Origin of the sequence: Burkholderia sp. AU38729 (assembly GCF_020419725.1) — a bacterium.
Classification (GTDB): domain Bacteria; phylum Pseudomonadota; class Gammaproteobacteria; order Burkholderiales; family Burkholderiaceae; genus Burkholderia.
Genome location: NZ_JAIZQO010000007.1, coordinates 211,757 through 229,688, shown reverse-complemented (window position 1 = coordinate 229,688; position 17,932 = coordinate 211,757). Strand labels below are relative to the sequence as shown.

The following is a 17,932-nucleotide window of genomic DNA, read 5'->3' as shown; positions in this document are numbered from 1 at the left end:
TTGTTGGAAATTGCGTATCAATCAATTGGCATTTCGCGATTTGGCCATTGCGGCTTGCATATCTCGCGATAATTTCGGGGAATTCGCGGAGGAATCGGGATGGCCGGGATATTGTTATCGATCCGTCAAATAATTATTGAATGAATCGAATTGGCCGAGGGGTAGTGAATGTGTTAATTACGCGGCGCGCGCGGCCGGCGACGGCCTCACGATTGGGTGACCGATTCGTCATCATGGGCGCTGCGAGTGTGGAACGTCGTGCGCGTGTCACGCCGGCGTGACCGACGGCGTCGCGCTGCCCGCCGCAGCGCAGCCACCCCCGCGCACCGAAACGCCGGTCGCCGGTCTGGTTTTGTATATAATAATCATTCTCATTTACAAAATCGTTGACGCCTGCGCCTCCCGGAACCCGGCCATGTCTGCTGACAAGCTGTCTCTCCATCGAGAAATCGACGCCCTCTACACCGGCCACCACGCGTGGCTGCGCGGCTGGTTGAGCCGGAAGCTCGGTTGCGCGCACCGCGCGGCCGATCTCGCGCACGACACGTTCATGCGCCTGCTTGCGCGCGACGAGCCGATCGGCGCCGACGAGCCGCGCGCATTCCTGACGACGGTCGCGCAGCGCGTGCTGAGCAATCACTGGCGGCGCGAACAGATCGAGCGCGCGTATCTCGATGCGCTCGCGCTGCGCCCCGAAGCGCATGCGCCGTCGCCGGAGGAGCGGGCCGTCGTGCTCGAGACCCTGCTTGAAATCGACCGGCTGCTCGACGGCTTGCCGCTCGCGGCGAAGCGGGCGTTCCTGCTCGCGCAGCTCGACGGGCTCACGCAGGCCGAGATCGCGCGCGAACTCGGCGTGTCGCTGGCGACGGTGAAACGCTATCTCGTGAAGGCCGGCACGCAGTGCTTCTTCGCGATGGCGGCCTGACCGATGGCCGCCCCGGGAGCGCCGGCGGTGCCGCCGCAGGTGGCGCGGCGCGCGGTGGAATGGTGGGTCGACCGGCAGGCCGGCCGCACCGACGAAGCGTTCGACGCCGCGCTCGAGCGCTGGCGCGCCGAGGATCCGGCGCACGACGCGGCATGGCGTCATATCGAAACGATGCAGCGCAGGTTCGGCGGGCTGGCGGCCGGGCTCGACCCGCAGGCCGCGCAGGCGGCGCTGCTGCCGCCGCGGGCGGGCCGCCGTCGCGCGGCCGTGAAGGCGCTGGCCGTGCTGCTGTGCGCGGGCGGTGCCGCATGGATGGCCGAACCCGCGCGGCGCGCGGCGATCTGGCCGGCGGACCTGCGCACGGCGGTCGGCGAGCGGCGCACGGTGACGCTCGCGGATCGCACGGTCGTCGTCCTCGATACCGACACGGCGCTCGACGTGCGCTTCGACGATACGACGCGCGGCCTGCGCCTGTTGCGCGGCACGATCATGGTGACGAGCGGCCATGACGATCGCGTGCCCGCGCGGCCGCTGGTCGTCGCGACGGCACAGGGCGAACTGCGGCCGCTCGGCACGCGCTTCGCGGTGCGGCAGCGCGACGGCGCGACCCGCGTCGAGGTGTTCGCCGGGGCCGTGCGCGTGCAGCCCGACGATGCGACGGCCGACGTGCGCGTGATCGCGGCCGGAGAGGGCGCGGATTTCACGCGCGACACGATCGACGCGCCGGCGCCGCTCGATGCGTATGCGTCCGCGTGGACGGGCGGCATGCTCGTCGCATCGCGCATGCGGCTGGCCGACCTCGTCGCCGAACTCGACCGCTACCGCCGCGGCAGTCTGCGCTGCGACGCGGCCGTGGCCGACCTGCGCGTGTCGGGCACCTATCCGCTCGACGATCCCGCGCGCGTGCTCGACACGTTGAAGGCGACGCTGCCGATCGACGTTCACTACTTGACGCGCTACTGGGCGACGGTCGTACCGGCCCGTTCGTGAGCCCGTCGAAAAAATTTTCCGCTGACCTGAGCTGTTTCTCGATGTTCGCGTGACATGGGTAATGAAAGCAGCACTGGCCCATCGTCCACCGACCTCCCGATCATGGTTTCCATCCGTCTCACGTATCGGCGCCGTCCGGCGCCTGCCCGACCTCTGCCGCGCGCATCGCACCCGGCCGCATCCGCCGCATCCGCCGCGCCGGGTCGCCTCGCGCGCCGGGTGGCCGGCGCCGTCCTGGTGTCGGCGCTGTTGCCGCTGCCCGCGCTGGCCGACACCGACACCGATGCGGCGCCGGCCGCGCAGCGCGCGGCGCGCCGTGCGTTCGACATTCCGGCCGGGCCGCTCGAAGCGGCGCTGAACCGGTTCGGCCGCGACGCGGGGATCCTGCTCGCGTTTCCGGCGGAGCTGACCGCCGGCCTGACGAGCGGCGGCGTGCAGGGGCGCTTCGACGTCGACGGCGCGCTCGACCGCCTGCTCGCGGGCACGGGGCTCGTCGCGTTGCGGCAATCGGGCGGCGGTTACACGCTCAAGCGCGCGGACGGTTCGGTCGCACGGCCCGCGGCGGCCGGCGTCGCGGCGGGCGCGGAGTTGCCCGCGATCAATGTACGCACCCGCGCGCTGCGTGCCGAAAGCTATCGCGCGCCGAAGGAAGCGGGCGTGCTGCGGTCCGAGATCCCGCTGCTCGACACCGCGCAGGCCGTCAACATCGTGCCCGCGCAGGTGCTGCGCGACCAGCGCCCGCGCAACCTGGACGACGCGCTCGGCAACGTCAGCGGCATCACGCAGGGCAACACGCTCGCGGGCACGCAGGACACGATCATGAAGCGCGGCTTCGGCGGCAACCGCGACGGCTCGATCATGCAGAACGGGATGCCGCTCGTGCAGGGGCGCGCGTTCAACGCGGCGGTCGACAGCGTCGAGGTGCTGAAGGGCCCGACCTCGCTGCTGTACGGGCTGATGGACCCGGGCGGCGTGGTCAACGTCGTCACCAAGCAGCCGCAGCTCAAGCGCTACAACGCGATTTCGCTGGGCGCGTCGACGTTCGGGCACGGCAAGAACGGCGGCAGCGCGACCTTCGACTCGACCGGGCCGGTCGGCGATTCGCGGCTCGCGTACCGGCTGATCGTCGACCAGTCGAACGAGCAGTACTGGCGCAACTTCGGCGAATACCGGCAGACCTTCGTCGCGCCGTCGCTCGCGTGGTACGGCCGTGATACGCAGGTCGCGGTGTCCTACCAGTACCGCACATTCCATTCGCCGTTCGATCGCGGCACCGCGCTCGATCCGCGCACCAACGCGCCGCTCGACATTCCCGCGCGGCGGCGCATCGACGAGCCGTTCAACAACATGGACGGCGAATCGCACCTCGCGCAGGTGAGCGTCGATCACCAGTTCAACGCCGACTGGAGCGCGCATTTCGGCTACAGCTACAACCGCGAGACCTACGACGCGAACCAGTTGCGCACGACCGGTGTCGATCCGGTGAAGGGCACGATGACGCGCAGCAACGACGCGACGCACGGCTCGCTCAGCACCGACAGCTACGGGATCGGCTACGTGAACGGCAAGCTGATGCTGGGCGGGATGCAGCACGACGTGCAGGTCGGCTTCGATACCGAATACCGCCGCATTTACCGCAAGGACATGCTGCGGCAGGCCGTGAAGACGCCGTTCAACTATCTCAACCCCGTCTACGGGCTGCTGCCGCCGTCGAGCACGGTGTCGGCGAGCGACAGCGACCAGACCGACACGCTGCACGATGCGTCCGCGTTCGTGCAGGACACGATCCACCTGACCGACAAGTGGATCGTGTCGGGCGGGTTGCGCTACATCACGTACAACCAGGTCGCGGGGCGCGGGCGGCCGTTCGTCGCGAACACCGATCTCAGCGGCTCGAAGTGGCTGCCGCGCGCGGGTGTCGTCTACAAGTGGACCGACACGTTCTCGCTGTACGGCAGCTATTCGCAATCGCTGAAGCCGTCGTCGTCGATCGCGCCGATGACGGGCTACATCATCGACGGCGCGACGCCGCCCGAGGAAGCGACCGCGTGGGAAGTGGGCGGCAAGCTCGACCTGCCGGGCGGGATGACGGGCACGCTCGCGCTCTTCAACATCGACAAGAAGAACGTGCTCGTGTCGCAGTACAACGACGCGACCAAGCTGACCGACTGGCGCACGTCGGGCAAGGCGCGTTCGCGCGGGATCGAGCTCGACGTGTCGGGCAAGCTCGGCGAGCGCGTGAACGTGATTGCGAGCTATGCGTACATCGACGCGAAGACGACCGAGGATCCGCTGTACGCGGGCAACCAGCTGTGGAACGTCGCGCGCCACACCGCGTCGCTCGCGGCCGTCTACGACTTCGGCACGGTGGCCGGCGGCGACGACCTGCGCATCGGCGCGGACGTGCGCTACGTCGGCGCGCGGCCCGGCGATTCGGCGAACAGCTTCACGCTGCCGTCGTACGTGCTCGCCGATGCATTCGCCACGTACGACACGCGGATCGGCAAGCAGAAGCTGTCGTTCCAGCTCAACGTGAAGAACCTCTTCAATCGCACGTACTACCCGTCGAGTGCAAACCGTTACTTCGTCGCGATCGGCGATGCGCGACAGATGTCGCTGCTCACCACGCTGCAGTTCTGACCACGCAATCGCCGCGCGGCCGTCATGGCGGCGCGCGGCTTCGGAGAAGATCCAGATGAACCGGAACATGAAGACCGGCGCCGAGCGCGCCGTGGCCGCGAGCGCGCGGCGTCGCGCCTTGCGCACGATCGCGGGCTCGGTGCTCGCGATCGGCGCGGGCCTGGGCCTCGGCGCGGGGGTGGCCGCCCCCGCGTGGGCGGCCGATGCGCCGCAGGCCGTCACGCGCGTCGCGATGCTCGTGCAGTTGCGCGGCCCGAACCTGAAGGTCGACGAACGCATCAGCCAGCATCTCGGCGAGCGCGGCTACGCGGTGCGCCTGATCGACGAGTCGTCGACGCCCGATGCGGCGCGCGATGCCGACCTGGTCGTGATTTCGTCGACGGTGTCGTCGAAGAACGTGCGGCCCGGCTGGCGCACGCTCGACAAGCCGCTCGTGACCTGGGAAAACGACCTGCTCGACGATTTCGCGATGACGGGCAAGCGCCACGACGTCGACTTCGGCGAAACGGGCAAGGAGCGCTACCTGTGGCTCGTCAATGCGCCGCACCCGATCGCGGCCGGGCTGCCGGCCGGCGCGACGAACGTGTACGGCAAGCAGGCGCCGATGAGCTGGGGCAAGCCGGGGCTCGGCGCGATCACGATCGCGACCGTGTATGGCCAGCCCGACAAGGCCGCGATCTTCGCGTACGAGAAGGGCGCGACGATGGATTACGAAGCGCTCGCGCCCGCGCGTCGCGTGATGTTCTTCCTCGACAACGACACGTTCGTGAACCTGTCGCCGGCCGGTGTCGCGCTGTTCGACGCGGCCGTCGACTGGGCGGCCGGGCGGCGCTGATCGTCAGCATCGGTGCTAGGCCGGCTGCCGTGCCGCCGCTTCGATCAGTTGCGCGAGCTTCTGCGCCGGCTCCGACATCGTGCGCCGCGCGCGATGCACGAGCCCGATGTCGCGGTGGAACGTGTGATGCCCGAGGTCGATCGCGCGTACGCCGGCCGGCCAGCGGCGATACACGGCGGTCTGCGGGACGATTGCGACGCCGACGCCGTTCTCGACCAGCTTGACGATCGCGTCGAGCTCGTCGAGCTCACACGTGTCGCGCACCGCGATATGCATCTTCCTCAGGAAGCGGTCGACCTGGCGGCCGCCGAACGACGCGCGGTCGTAGCGCACGAACGGCTCGCGCGCGAGCAGCTCGGCCCAGTCCTTGCCCTTCACGCTGCGCGGCACGATCAGCCGGAACGGTTCCTGCACGAGGGTCGTCCAGTGCAGGTCGCTCTGCAGCGAAAACGGCGGCCGGATGATCGCGGCCATGTCGATCTCGCCCGCATCGACCCGGTTGACCAGTTCGATCGACAGCCCCGGGATCACGCGCGTGCGGCACGCGGGATGGCGGCGATGGAAATCGGCGAGCGCGGCCGGCAGCAGCGCGCTCTGCACCGACGCGATCGCGCCGATCGTCACGCGCACGGCGGCCGGCGAGCCGGGCGACGTCGAGCTCAGGTTCTCGTACAGGCCGATCAGCGCCTGCGCCTGGTCGAGCACGTGATGACCCATCTCGTTGAGCCGCGCCGAGCGGCCTTGCCGGTCGAACAGCGCGAAGCCGAGCTCCGCTTCGAGCCGCTGCATCTGCGCGCTCACGGCCGCCTGCGTGAGCCCGATACGGTTGCCGGCCGCGGCGAACGTGCCTTCCCGGGCGACGGCGACGAGGGTTTTCAGTTCGCGGATCATTGATCAATTCTGTTTGTGAATGACGCAACTATATATTGATTTAATTTCTGCTTGACCTTGACTACCATGGTGCCGTCCTCGCGCCACGCGAGCGTTCCATCACGAGGCCACCATGAGTCTTTCCCCGTTTCACCTGGCGATTCCCGTCTACGACCTGCCGGCCGCGCGCGATTTCTACGGCCGTGTGTTCGGGCTGGCAGAAGGGCGCTCGAGCGCGCAGTGGGTCGACTTCGACTTCTACGGGCACCAGCTCGTGATCCACGAACATCCGAAGACCGCGTCGCAGGAAGGCGCGCATACGAACGCGGTGGACGGTCACGACGTGCCGGTGCCGCATTTCGGGATCGTGCTCGACTGGCCGAGCTGGGAAGCGCTGGCCGAGCGGCTGAAGTCGTTCGGCGTGACCTTCGTGATCGAGCCGTATGTGCGGTTCCAGGGGCAGGTCGGCGAACAGGCGACGATGTTCCTGTTCGACCCGTGCGGCAACGCGCTCGAATTCAAGGCGTTCCGCGACATCGGCCAGTTGTTCGCGAAGTGACCGGCGGCGCGGTCAGCACCGATCGACATTGGGTGCGAGAATGCGGCCTCCGGCCCGGCTGCGCGCCTGCGCACCGGCCGGCGCCGCGCCGCACGGCATCCGTCCGTGCGAGCCGTTCTCCAAGGAACCCGTATGGACAGTCACATCGCTCCGGTGGAGCTGAAGAAGGCCTACCGTCTCCTCAACCACGGCCCGACCGTGCTCGTGTCGGCCCGCCACGCTGGCGTCGACAATGTGATGGCCGCCGCCTGGGCGTGCGCGCTGGACTTCCTGCCGCCGAAGCTGACGGTCGTGCTCGACAAGACCGCGAAGACGCGCGAGCTCGTCGAGCGCAGCGGCACGTTCGTGATCCAGGTGCCGACCGCCGCGCAGCTGCGGCTCACGCATGCGGTCGGCAGCCACAGTCTCGCGGAGCGGCCCGACAAGCTGCGCGAAGCGGGCGTCACGCTGTTCGACGTCGAAGGCCACGACCTGCCGTTCGTCGCCGGCTGTTCGGGCTGGCTCGCGTGCAAGCTGATTCCGGAGCCGCACAACCAGCAGACCTACGACCTGTTCATCGGCGAGGTGGTCGCGGCGTGGTCCGACACGCGCGTGTTCCGCGACGGCCACTGGTATTTCGAATCGGCCGATCCGGCGCTGCGCAGCCTGCACTACATCGCGGGCGGCAATTTCTATGCGATCGGCGAATCGCTGCACGTCGATCCGGACGCGAAGTAAGCACCGATCCGGGCGCGCGGTTCATGCGCGCTTGTTCAATTCCGTCAGCATGGTTTCTGCGAACGCCTGCGCGACGCGCGGCAGCGTGCGGCCGCGCTTCGTGACGAGCGCGATCGGCCGCACGAACGCAGGGTCGTCGATCGGCTTCGCGACCAGCTCGGGCTCGGCGCGCACCTCGCGCGCGGTTGCGGGCAGGATCGTCACGCCGAGGCCGCCGCGCACCATCGCGACGGCCGTCATCATGTAGGTCGGCTCGCACGCGATGGCGGGCGTGCAGCCGGCCGCGTCCAGCGCGGCATCGACGACGCTGCGCACGCTCGTGCCTCGTGCGGTGAGCACGAGCGGCACGGCCGCGACGTCTGCAGTGGTCAAGCGGCGCTTGCGCGCGAGCGGATGATCCTTCGGGCACACGGCGACGAGCCGGTCGGCGCCCGCATACAGCACCTCCAGCGACGCATCGAACGTGTCGCCGCCCGTCAAGCCGAGATCGGCTTCCTCGTTGCGCACGAGCGCGGTGACGAGGCTCGCGACGCCGTCGCGGATCTCGAAGCCCGCAAGCGGCACCTCGCGCCGGAACGACTGGATCAGCTCGGGCAGCACGCTGGACGCGAAGGTCGGCAGGCACGCGAGCCGCACCGTGCCGCTCGTGCCTTCGCCGAGCGCACGCGCGTCGCGCAGCACGCGCTCCATGTCGTCGAGCGAGCGTTGCAGCAGCGGCAGCAGCTCGCGCCCGGTCTGCGTGAGCGCGACGCTGCGGCTGTTGCGGTCAAAGAGGCGCGCGCCGACGATCTCCTCGAGCCGGCGGATCTGCACGGTCAGCGCCGGCTGCGACAGGTGCAGGCGCGCGGCCGCACGCGTGAAGTTGCCGGCCTGCGCGACGGTGACGAACGCGCGAATGTCGCGAAGATTCAGATCCATAACGGTTCGTGATTGCTGCGATCAAATCATTTCAATTGTGCTATCGCTGCGCCGACCTTACGCTCGTCTCCAACAAAAGACAAGGTAGGAGACACGGATGCTGCCGTTACTCGGGCTGGGCACGATCGTCGTGCTGCTGGCCGCGATTCTGTCGAAGCGGATGTCGCCGCTCGTCGCGCTGATCATCGTGCCGATCGCCGCGTCGCTGATCGGCGGCTTCGGGCTGCACACCAGCAAGTTCGTCATCGACGGGCTGAAGGGGCTCGCGCCCGTCGTCGGGATGTTCGTGTTCGCGATCCTCTATTTCGGGACGATCACCGACGCCGGCACGCTCGACCCGATCATCGACCGCATCCTGCGCGCGGTCGGCACGCGGCCCACGCGCATCGTGATGGGTACGACGCTGCTCGCGCTGCTGATTCACCTCGACGGCTCGGGCGCCGTCTGCTTCCTCGTGACGATTCCGGCCGTGCTGCCGCTGTACGACCGGCTGAAGATGGACCGGCGCGTGCTGGCCGCCGCGGTGTCGATGGCCGCGGGCATCAACTTCCTGCCGTGGACGGGGCCGATGATCCGCGCGTCGGCGTCGCTGCACCTGCCGGTGTCGGCGCTGTTCAATCCGCTGATCCCGGTGCAGGCGATCGGGCTCGTGTTCGTGTTCGGCGTCGCATACTGGCTCGGGCGGCGCGAGGAGAAGCGGCTCGGCCTGTCGCGCGACGATGCGTCGATTCCGCTGCCGAAGCGCGAGCTGACGCCCGACGAGCAGGCGCTGCGCCGGCCGCAACTGTTCTGGTTCAACCTCGTGCTGACGCTCGTCGTGCTCGGCACGATGGTCGTGATGGGCGAGAAGATTCCGCCCGCGATCATGTTCATGGTCGGGCTGTGCATCGCGCTGATGGTGAACTACCCGGACGTCGACATGCAGAGAAAGCGCATCGACGCGCATGCGCGCGCCGCGCTGATGATGGCCGGCATCCTGCTCGCGGCCGGTGTGTTCACGGGGATCATGCAGGGCAGCGGAATGCTGAAGGCGATGGCGCAGGCGGCGGTCGGCTTCGTGCCGCCGTCGATGGCCGGCCACATTCCGGTGGTGCTCGGCCTCGCGTCGATGCCGCTCAGCATGCTGTTCGATCCCGATTCGTTCTACTTCGGCGTGCTGCCCGTGATCGCGGAGGTGGCCGGCCAGCTCGGCGTGCCGGCCGTGCAGGTCGGGCAGGCTGCGCTGCTCGGCCAGATGACGACCGGGTTCCCGGTCAGCCCGCTGACGCCCGCGACCTTCCTCGTCGTCGGCCTGTGCGGCATCGAGCTGGCCGAGCACCAGAAATTCACGTTCCCGCTGCTGTTCGGCGCCTCGATCGTGATGACGATCGCGTGCGTCGCGCTGGGCATCTTTTGATCTTTCCCGGCGGTGACCGCCGCCGGACGACGGTAAGGACATGACAGCAAAGCAACCTGAACGGCGCGTGCGCATCGGCGCGGGCGCCGGCTACTCGGGCGACCGGATCGAGCCCGCGGTCGAACTGGCCGAACACGGGCAGCTCGACTATCTCGTCTTCGAATGCCTGGCCGAGCGCACGATCGCGATCGCGCAGCAGGCGCGGCGCCAGGACCCGGCACTCGGCTACGACCCGCTGCTCGACGCGCGGATGCAAGCGGTGCTGCCGGTCGCAGCACCAAAGGGCGTGCGCATCGTGTCGAACATGGGCGCCGCGAATCCGCGTGCGGCCGCCCGGTGCACCGCGCAAATCGCGCAATCGCTGGGTTTCGCGAAGCTGAAGGTCGCGGCGGTCGAGGGCGACGACGTGCTTGACGTCGTGCTGCGCGGCGCATTCCGCTTCGAGGAATCGGGCGACGACGTCGCCGCGTATCGCGACCGCATCGTGTCCGCGAACGCGTACCTCGGCGCCGCGCCGATCGTCGATGCGCTCGCGGCCGGCGCGGACGTCGTGCTGACCGGGCGCGTCGCCGATCCGTCGCTGTTCGCCGCGCCGCTGATTCACGCGTTCGGCTGGCGGATGGATGACTGGGACACGCTTGGCGCCGCGACGGTCGTCGGCCACCTGCTCGAATGCGCGGGGCAGGTGACCGGCGGCTATTTCGCCGATCCCGGCTACAAGGACGTGCCGAACCTCGCGCGCCTCGGGTTTCCGATCGGCGAAGTCGCGGCGGACGGCTCGGTCGTGATCACCAAGGTGCCGCACGCGGGCGGCCGCGTGAGCGCGGCGACCTGCAAGGAACAGCTGCTCTACGAGATTCACGACCCGGCGCGCTATCTGCAGCCCGATGTCGTCGCGGATTTCACGCAGGTCACCGTGGCCGAGGAGGCGACCGATCGCGTGCGCGTGACGGGCGGGCGCGGCACCGCGCGGCCCGATACGCTGAAGGTATCGGTGGCTTACGTCGACGGCTGGATCGGTGAAGGGCAGATCTCGTACGGCGGCCCCGGTGCGCTCGAACGCGCACGTCTCGCGCTCGAGATCGTTCGCGAGCGGTTGGCGATGACCGGCGTCGGCGCGACCGAGTTGCGCTTCGACCTGATCGGTGTCGATTCGCTGTACGGCGACGCGACGCCGGCCGTGCGCGGCGAGCCGACCGAGGTGCGCGTGCGGGTGGCCGGCCGTGCGGCGAGCGCCGCCGAAGCGGCGCGCATCGGCAACGAAGTCGAGACGCTCTATACGAACGGGCCGGCCGGCGGCGGCGGCGCGTTCAAGTCGACGCGCGAGGTGATCGCGGTGCAGTCGGTGCTGCTGCCGCGCGCGGCCGTGACGCCGTCGTTTTCATTCGTGGAGGCATGATGCAACTGCGTGAACTCGCGCATGCGCGCACCGGCGACAAGGGCAATACGTTGAACCTGTCGGTGATCTGCCACGATCCGCGTCACTACGATCACCTGCGCACGCATCTGGATGCCGACGCCGTGAAGGCGTGGCTCGCGGGCATCGTGCACGGCGACGTCGTGCGCTATGAACTGCCGGCGCTCGGCGCATTCAATTTCGTGCTGCGCGATGCGCTCGGCGGCGGCGTCACGCGCTCGCTCGCGCTCGACGCGCACGGCAAGTCGGTCAGTTCGGCGCTGCTGGCGATCGAGGTGCCCGCCCCGGCGTGACGGATGTCGCCGCCGGAGGCGGGCAGGCGCTTACGGAATCAGCAGTTCGCGCAGGCCGTTGGCGTGCTCGATGTGTTCGCCGGCGATGTGCAGGCGCTGATCGCGGCGATAGTCGTAGACCGCGCGCGACGCGGCGAGCTGGTCGAAATCGAGTTCGACCGCATGACGCGATTCGGTATTGCCCGCCTCGAAGATCAGGTTACCGAACGGATCGGCCGCGAGGCTGCCGCCCGCGAACACGACGTCGTGCGCGCTGCCGCCGACGCGGTTGGCGACCACCGCGAACACCTGGTTCTCCATCGCCCGCGCCGTGGCCGACGTGCGGTGGACGGGGCGGTACGGCTCCATGTTGCCGTCGGTGATGAGGATCAGCTCGGCGCCGAGCGCGGCGAGCGCGCGGCCGGTTTCGGGGAATTCGTTGTCGTAGCAGATCAGCAGGCCGATCCGCACGCCGCGCCATTCGATCGTCGCGTAACGGTCGCCGGGCAGCACGACGCCGTGCTCGCTCACCCACAGATGCGTCTTGCGATAGCGCAGCGCGATGCCGTCCGGCGTGACGAAGACGGTCGTGTTGTAGAAGCGGCCGCCGTCGTTCTCGATCAGCCCGACCACGACCGCCACCTCGCGTGCGCGAGCGGCTGCCATGACCGCGCCGACGCTCGGGCCGTCGAGCGGCTCGGCGCATTCCGCGAGATTCGACGAATCGAGGAAGCCGGTGAGCTGCGCTTCAGGAAACATCACGATGTCGGTGCCCGGTGCGCAGGTGGCGATCGCGTCGAGCGTGCGTTGCAGGTTGTAGGGCGTGTCGCCGTCGCGACCGGCGAGCTGGACGATATCGAGCTTCAGTTTCATGGCGATGTCGGTATGCAGGGGCCCGTCGCCGGTGGCGCCGGAAGGGTGGGTAGGGAGGCCCCAGTATGCGCCGAAGCGGCGGATTGCCCATCCCGCCGGCGCGTTAACCCGTCGGGGGTATTGATCCGTGACGCCGCCGGTGCCGGCGAGCACCGGCACGCGCGACCCGCGATGCGTGTCAGGTGCGGGCTTGCGCGTTCAGGAACAGCGAAAACAGCTCCGATTGCGAGTTGATGGCGAGCTTCCCGTAGATGTTGCGGCGATGGACCTTGACCGTTTCGGCGGAGATCGCCAGCTTGTTCGCGACTTCCTTGTTCGAGCGCCCGCTCAGGATCAGCCGGATCACGTCGAGTTCGCGCGCGGTGAGCGGCGTGCCGAGCCGCGCCATCGCGCGCTCGAAGCCGTCCTGCGCATGGTTGCCGGCCCGCGGCGGCACCGCGGCTTCGACGGCGGCCGGCTCGAACGCGAGCCGCTGCCGCATCAGCCCGGCCACCCATGGCCGGATCAGGTCGAGCAGCGCCACCTGCTCGGGGCTGAAGCGCCGCTTGCTGCCGAGCGACAGGCACAGCGTGCGCGCATCGTCGAGCACGACGTTGAACTGCACCTCGTCCTCGACGACGTTGTGCGTGAAATAGAGCGTGTAGTACTCGGTATCGCGGAAGCATTCAGGCGCGACGTCGGACAGCCGGAACAGGCCGCTCTTCGGCGCGTCGCGGTTCGCGATGTAGAACGGGTCGAGCTGGTACAGGCCCTGCACGTAGTCGCGGAACAGCGGGTCGGGGCCGCCGCCTTCGTACGGGCATTCGGCGAACACCTGCGGGCGGCCGTCGCCGAACGTCAGCGCGACCCAGCTGTCGACCGCGACGTATTCCTCGATCAGCCGGATCAGCGCCAGCCAGAAGCCCGGCTGGTCGAGCGACTCGATGAGCCGCCCGACCGAGCGGTGCCAGGCGACGTCCTGCAACGTGAGGTTCATGCGTGGGTCCATGTCGGGCAGGTGCGATGCGCGCTTGCGGTGCCGCGCCGTGCGTGTACGCTACGGGCTCGCGGGCCGATCCCCGCACGCATCGAACGGAGCCTGGGTGAAGAACGAGATCGTAACGCCGGCCGGCGCGAATGGCGAGGCCGGATGCCGCCGCCGGTTCGCGGCGGCTGTCGCCGTGCCTGCTGCGATGGCATGCCTGGGCGCGATGGCCGTGCAAACGGCCGCCGCCATGCCGCCGGCGTCGTGCAATGAGCAACTGACCCGGTTGATCGTACCGGCATTGCGGCAGACCGAGATGAGCCGGCGTGACATTCATGCCGACGTGGACGAGCGTGACGGCAACGTCTACCGCGTCAGGCTGTTCACGATGCCGGATCATCCGGGCACGCCGAATCGCGACGCGACGATCGGCTGGGTCACGCTCGATACGCAGGCGATGCGGGCACTCGACGTCACGCGCGATCCCGACCGGCCGGACGTGCTGAAGATCGACCGGCGCGCGTTGTCGCGTTTCGTGTCGGCGTGCGTTGCGCCGGTTGCACCGGCCGCACCGGCTACACCCGTGCGCGACGCCGTCGATTGCGATGCGCTGAACCGCCGCGCGCAGGTGCAGGGCGATTACGTGATGGGCAGCGATGCCGGGCGCGTCGTCACCGGCAAGGGGCGCCTGCCGTTCTATTCCGCGCCGGACGACACGTGCCGGATCGACGGGCGGTTCATCGTCGAGCACGACCACGTCGATGCGCGTGCCGACTATGGCCGTTTCACGTCGGTCGTCTACCTGAATCCGCGCACGCGCGTCACCGCCGAAGGGTGGGTGCCAACCGCGCGGCTGAAGCCGGACGGCACCGGCATCGCACCACGGCAACCGTGATCGGGAAGGCCCGCCACCATTCGCTACACTTCTTTTCGACCAGAACGAACCACGTCATGACAGTCCCGCCCCGGAACACACGTCTGAAGCCGTTCGCGGCTTCGCTCGCCGCGCCTGGCGCGCTCGCGGTGCTCACCGCGCTTTCCGCGATGTGGCCCGTCCATGCGGCCGAGCCGGTCCAGCCTGATCGTCTGTTGAAGACCTTCATCCACGACACATACGGCAGCTGGCGCGCGGACCGCAAGGGCTGGCAGGCGGACGGCGGCGATCTTGTCTATGTACCATGCGGCTCGCTGCGCGTCGCGACCGCGGAGGGCCCGCGCACGTTGCTCGCGATGTGCGGCGAGACCGAGGCGGCCGTGCAGAACGGGATGCCTGGCATGGATACGGACGCGACGACCGGCACGATCGACCTGTACGTGCTGAAACCGGCGGCGGACGGCAAGACGCTCGAGCCGGTCATGAAGAAAACGGAGATCGCGTCGGGCGGGCGCGGCGAGCCGGGCACGGTGCGTATCGAGCGGCTCGGGCCGCATCTGTTCGGGTTCGTCATCGGCGAAAGCGACACGCGGCAAGGCTATTCGCAACGCTTCCGCGCGATCTGGCTGCCGGTCGGCAATGCACTGGTGCTGGCGGCGGCACGCATCGACGAGGCGCTCGACAACGCGGAGTCGACCGAATGTGCGAACGCGCGGGCGCGCTGCGAGGAACGCCGCTTCGAGATCGCGCCGGACCTGACCGGTGCCGGCGACGTCTATCCGTTGACGGTCACGGAAACGGGCACGCGCGGCGACAAGACGATCCGCGCGCGCCATACGGTGAAGTTCGACGCGGCGCGTGGCCGCTACGTCGTGCCGAAGGCATTGCGCGAAGGGTACTGATCCATCGCGCGCAGGAACGGGCGGCGTGGCGCCGCCCGCGCATTACACGTACAGATACCGCACGAGGTGGAAGAACACCGGCGCGGCGAAGCAGATCGAGTCGACGCGATCGAGCATCCCGCCGTGGCCCGCGATCATCGAGCCCCAGTCCTTGGTGCCGAGCGAGCGCTTGACGGCCGACAGCACGAGGCCGCCGACGAAGCCCGCGATCACGATCGCGAGCGAGATGCCGAACGCCGACCCGAAGCTGAACGGCGTCACGCGATACAGCGATGCGCCGCACAGCGTGGCCAGCAGGCCGCCGCCGATGAACCCCTCGACCGTCTTCGACGGCGACAGCTGCGGTGCGATCTTGCGCTTGCCGAACAGCTTGCCGACCACGTACTGCAGCACGTCGCTGATCTGCACGACGAACAGGAAGAAGAACAGCAGCAGCGCGTTCTGCCCCGCGTAGTGCGGAATGTCGAGGATCAGCACGGCCGGCGCATGGCTCAGCCCGTACACGCACACCATCAGCGCCCAGTTGATCTTCGCGTTGCGGCTCAGGAAGTCGCGCGTGTCCTGCGTGAGCGCCGACACGAGCGACATCGCGAAGAACAGGTGCACGGGCACGAAGATCGAATACATCCCGTACCAGTTGATCCCGAGCAGCAGGTATTGCACGGGGATCGCGACGAAGAACGCGATGAACAGCGTCGTGTGGTCGCTCGGCGTGGTGGGCGTGAGCGTGATGAATTCGCGCAGCGTCAGGTAGGACAGCACCGCGAACACGAGATAGGTGATGTTGTTGCCGAGGCCGATCGCGATGGCCATGATCGCGATCATCGCCCACCACGCACGGATGCGCTGGTTCAGGTTGACGATGGTCGCGCTCGTGCCGCCGCTGCGTGCGCCGAGGATCGCGCCGATCACGGTCGCGACGACGAGCACGCCCGTGACGCCCGCGACCAGTTCCCAGAAAATGGTTCGCATTATCGATATCCGGAAAGGGGAGAAGAGGGCGCCGCGTTCAGCCGGCCGGCCGCTGCGGCGGTGCGAGCGCGACGACCGCGTCGCGCATGCGGGCGAGGAAAGTCGGCTTGTCCTCGTCGGCGCCGCGCTGTTCGTTCGCACCGAAGTGCACCTTGCAGATCAGCGGCACCGGCCAGATCGCGCCCTTCGGCATGATCCGCTGCAGGTTCTCGAGATAGACGGGCGCGAGCGCGACGTCCGGAAACTCGGTCGCGAGGTGGAACAGCCCGCTCTTGAACGGCTGCGGCAGGATCTCGGCGCCGCGCGTGCCTTCCGGGAAGATGATGATCGAATGGCCCTGCTTGAGCGCCTCGCGCACCGGATCGAGCGGGTCGCCGCCGGATTCGCGGTGGCGGTCGATCAGCACGACGTTCAGCAGCTTCTGCGCGATGTGACGCTTCATGTCGCTGCTGTCCCAGTAGTCGCGCGCGGCGACCGGCCGCACGACCGCGCGCACGTTGCGCGGCAGCGCGGCGAGGATCGCGAGCGTGTCGATGTGGCTCGTGTGGTTCGAGAAGTAGATCTTCTGCGTCGGAGACGGCGGCGCCTGATGCCAGACCGGATACGCACCGGCCACGAGCCGCACGATGGACAGCAGGAAATCGCGCTGCCAAACGTTGAGGATGTTCATCGGCGCTGCGCCTCCTGCGTGCCTGCATGGCCCGCTGCGCGTGAGCGGCGGGCGGGACCCCGGAATGCCGGTGCGGCAGGATGCGCGCCGGACGGCCCTTGTTTAAATTTTTTCAAATTCGTGGCTGCCTGTCGCAGGTCCGCGATAATCGGACGATTCGCCGTCACACGCGGTTGCGTCGCGGCGAATGCGCCGGTCGGCGGCGTGATAATCGGCTGTTGCACGCGTGCCCGTTTGCAGTTCGAATGGATCTCGCCGCGATCGGGCCAGCGGATTATCGCGAGTTTCCGTCAAAAACGCCAGATTGGCGCCGCGCGTGCGGGCCGGGCGCGCGCTTGACGCATCGGGGCCGCTCGGCGACGATTAGGGCCGTCCATGGAAGGCCGTCCAAGGCCGTTTCGCCGCCCGGGGCATGGCGGCGGGAAATGTATCCGACTGTGCCGCGCAAATAAAACGATGAGCCTCTACGCACTCAAACCCAAATTCCAGAACACCCTGCGCCCGTTCGCGAACTCGCTCGCCGAACGTGGTGTCACGGCCAACCAGGTCACGCTGTTCGCGGCCGGCGGCTCGATCGTCGTCGGCGCGCTCGCCGGGCTCAGCGTGTTTGCCCGCGCGCTGTTCCTGCTGATCCCGCTGTGGCTGTTCGCACGGATGGCGCTCAATGCGATCGACGGGATGCTCGCGCGCGAGCACGGCCAGAAGAGCACGCTCGGCGCCTACCTGAACGAGCTCGGCGACGTCGTGTCGGATGTCGCGCTGGTGCTGCCGTTTCTCGCGATTTCCGCGTTCGCTCCGGCAGACGTCTGGCTGTTCGCGCTGACGGCGGTGATCGTCGAATGCGCGGGGCTGATCGGTCCGCTGGTCGGCGTGAGCCGCCGCTACGACGGCCCGTTCGGCAAGAGCGACCGTGCGCTCGCGCTCGGGGCGTTCGCGCTGTGGATCGGGCTCGGCTTTCCGGTCGGCGGCGTTGCAGCATGGCTGTGGCGGCTGCTGATCGTGCTGTCGATCGTGACCGTGGTGCGGCGCGTGCAGGCCGGCATCGCGGAAAAGGGCGGTTGAAAGGGCGGTTGAAACAGTCGTCAACGCAGTTGCGGTATCGGGCGCCGGAGGGCGGCGCACCAGGATTCGAATAACG

General features: G+C 68.5%; 18 protein-coding genes. 12 read left to right on the top strand and 6 right to left on the bottom strand.

Annotated elements, in window-relative coordinates; all coding sequences use genetic code 11:
* Positions 1 to 415 precede the first annotated feature (415 nt).
* From LGM56_RS20065 to LGM56_RS20050, 4 genes are read left to right on the top strand one after another with little or no spacing between them, the layout of a single operon-like run.
* A complete protein-coding gene (locus LGM56_RS20065; RefSeq protein WP_089425105.1) occupies positions 416 to 925 on the top strand; it encodes a sigma-70 family RNA polymerase sigma factor in 510 nt (169 codons plus the stop codon).
* Positions 926 to 928: 3 nt separating this feature from the next.
* Positions 929 to 1,915 (top strand): FecR domain-containing protein, encoded by a 987-nt coding sequence (locus tag LGM56_RS20060; protein ID WP_226206586.1) that lies wholly within the window; start codon positions 929 to 931, stop codon positions 1,913 to 1,915.
* A 54-nt stretch (positions 1,916 to 1,969) separates the two neighbouring features.
* Complete coding sequence (locus LGM56_RS20055; RefSeq protein ID WP_226206585.1) at positions 1,970 to 4,555, top strand: TonB-dependent siderophore receptor; 2,586 nt, start codon at positions 1,970 to 1,972, stop codon at positions 4,553 to 4,555.
* A 55-nt stretch (positions 4,556 to 4,610) separates the two neighbouring features.
* Complete coding sequence (locus LGM56_RS20050) at positions 4,611 to 5,390, top strand: hypothetical protein (protein WP_226206584.1); 780 nt, start codon at positions 4,611 to 4,613, stop codon at positions 5,388 to 5,390.
* A 15-nt stretch (positions 5,391 to 5,405) separates the two neighbouring features.
* Here the strand turns inward: LGM56_RS20050 and LGM56_RS20045 are convergent, their stop codons facing one another.
* Positions 5,406 to 6,281 carry a LysR family transcriptional regulator gene (locus LGM56_RS20045; protein ID WP_206150130.1) on the bottom strand — a complete coding sequence of 292 codons (876 nt, stop codon included), beginning with the start codon at positions 6,279 to 6,281 and terminating at the stop codon, positions 5,406 to 5,408.
* A 112-nt stretch (positions 6,282 to 6,393) separates the two neighbouring features.
* Here LGM56_RS20045 and LGM56_RS20040 point away from each other — a divergent pair, with 112 nt between their 5' ends.
* The gene (locus LGM56_RS20040; protein ID WP_011351673.1) at positions 6,394 to 6,819 is read left to right on the top strand and encodes a VOC family protein; all 426 of its coding nucleotides are present in this window, start codon (positions 6,394 to 6,396) and stop codon (positions 6,817 to 6,819) included.
* Between the two features lie 132 nt (positions 6,820 to 6,951).
* The gene (locus LGM56_RS20035) at positions 6,952 to 7,536 is read left to right on the top strand and encodes a flavin reductase family protein (RefSeq protein WP_089472574.1); all 585 of its coding nucleotides are present in this window, start codon (positions 6,952 to 6,954) and stop codon (positions 7,534 to 7,536) included.
* Positions 7,537 to 7,557: 21 nt separating this feature from the next.
* On the opposite strand, the gene LGM56_RS20030 is transcribed toward LGM56_RS20035, so the two are convergent.
* Positions 7,558 to 8,454, bottom strand: coding sequence for a LysR family transcriptional regulator (locus tag LGM56_RS20030; protein ID WP_226206583.1), 897 nt, complete (start codon positions 8,452 to 8,454; stop codon positions 7,558 to 7,560).
* 97 nt (positions 8,455 to 8,551) lie between these two features.
* Here LGM56_RS20030 and LGM56_RS20025 point away from each other — a divergent pair, with 97 nt between their 5' ends.
* From LGM56_RS20025 to LGM56_RS20015, 3 genes are read left to right on the top strand one after another with little or no spacing between them, the layout of a single operon-like run.
* Positions 8,552 to 9,850 carry a CitMHS family transporter gene (locus LGM56_RS20025; RefSeq protein ID WP_226206582.1) on the top strand — a complete coding sequence of 433 codons (1,299 nt, stop codon included), beginning with the start codon at positions 8,552 to 8,554 and terminating at the stop codon, positions 9,848 to 9,850.
* A gap of 40 nt (positions 9,851 to 9,890) precedes the next feature.
* Complete coding sequence (locus LGM56_RS20020) at positions 9,891 to 11,249, top strand: acyclic terpene utilization AtuA family protein (protein ID WP_226206581.1); 1,359 nt, start codon at positions 9,891 to 9,893, stop codon at positions 11,247 to 11,249.
* Complete coding sequence (locus tag LGM56_RS20015) at positions 11,249 to 11,560, top strand: hypothetical protein (RefSeq protein WP_226206580.1); 312 nt, start codon at positions 11,249 to 11,251, stop codon at positions 11,558 to 11,560. The genes LGM56_RS20020 and LGM56_RS20015 overlap by 1 nt, the downstream gene beginning before the upstream one ends.
* Before the next feature lie 30 nt (positions 11,561 to 11,590).
* Here LGM56_RS20015 and LGM56_RS20010 read toward each other — a convergent pair whose 3' ends face one another.
* Together LGM56_RS20010 and LGM56_RS20005 are read right to left on the bottom strand one after the other, a co-directional pair.
* Positions 11,591 to 12,412: a carbon-nitrogen hydrolase family protein gene (locus LGM56_RS20010; protein WP_226206579.1), complete on the bottom strand. Its 822-nt coding sequence runs from the start codon at positions 12,410 to 12,412 to the stop codon at positions 11,591 to 11,593.
* Positions 12,413 to 12,590: 178 nt separating this feature from the next.
* A complete protein-coding gene (locus LGM56_RS20005) occupies positions 12,591 to 13,388 on the bottom strand; it encodes a response regulator transcription factor (protein WP_226206578.1) in 798 nt (265 codons plus the stop codon).
* A gap of 106 nt (positions 13,389 to 13,494) precedes the next feature.
* On the opposite strand from LGM56_RS20005, the gene LGM56_RS20000 reads away from it, so the two are divergent.
* Positions 13,495 to 14,271: a hypothetical protein gene (locus LGM56_RS20000; protein WP_226206577.1), complete on the top strand. Its 777-nt coding sequence runs from the start codon at positions 13,495 to 13,497 to the stop codon at positions 14,269 to 14,271.
* Positions 14,272 to 14,327: 56 nt separating this feature from the next.
* Complete coding sequence (locus tag LGM56_RS19995) at positions 14,328 to 15,152, top strand: topoisomerase IV (RefSeq protein ID WP_226206576.1); 825 nt, start codon at positions 14,328 to 14,330, stop codon at positions 15,150 to 15,152.
* A gap of 42 nt (positions 15,153 to 15,194) precedes the next feature.
* On the opposite strand, the gene LGM56_RS19990 is transcribed toward LGM56_RS19995, so the two are convergent.
* A complete protein-coding gene (locus tag LGM56_RS19990) occupies positions 15,195 to 16,124 on the bottom strand; it encodes a phosphatidate cytidylyltransferase (protein ID WP_226206575.1) in 930 nt (309 codons plus the stop codon).
* A 37-nt stretch (positions 16,125 to 16,161) separates the two neighbouring features.
* Positions 16,162 to 16,794, bottom strand: a complete 633-nt coding sequence (locus tag LGM56_RS19985) for a lysophospholipid acyltransferase family protein (protein ID WP_124575800.1) — start codon at positions 16,792 to 16,794, stop codon at positions 16,162 to 16,164.
* 456 nt (positions 16,795 to 17,250) lie between these two features.
* Here LGM56_RS19985 and LGM56_RS19980 point away from each other — a divergent pair, with 456 nt between their 5' ends.
* Positions 17,251 to 17,856 (top strand): CDP-alcohol phosphatidyltransferase family protein, encoded by a 606-nt coding sequence (locus tag LGM56_RS19980; RefSeq protein ID WP_226206574.1) that lies wholly within the window; start codon positions 17,251 to 17,253, stop codon positions 17,854 to 17,856.
* Positions 17,857 to 17,932: the final 76 nt, after the last annotated feature.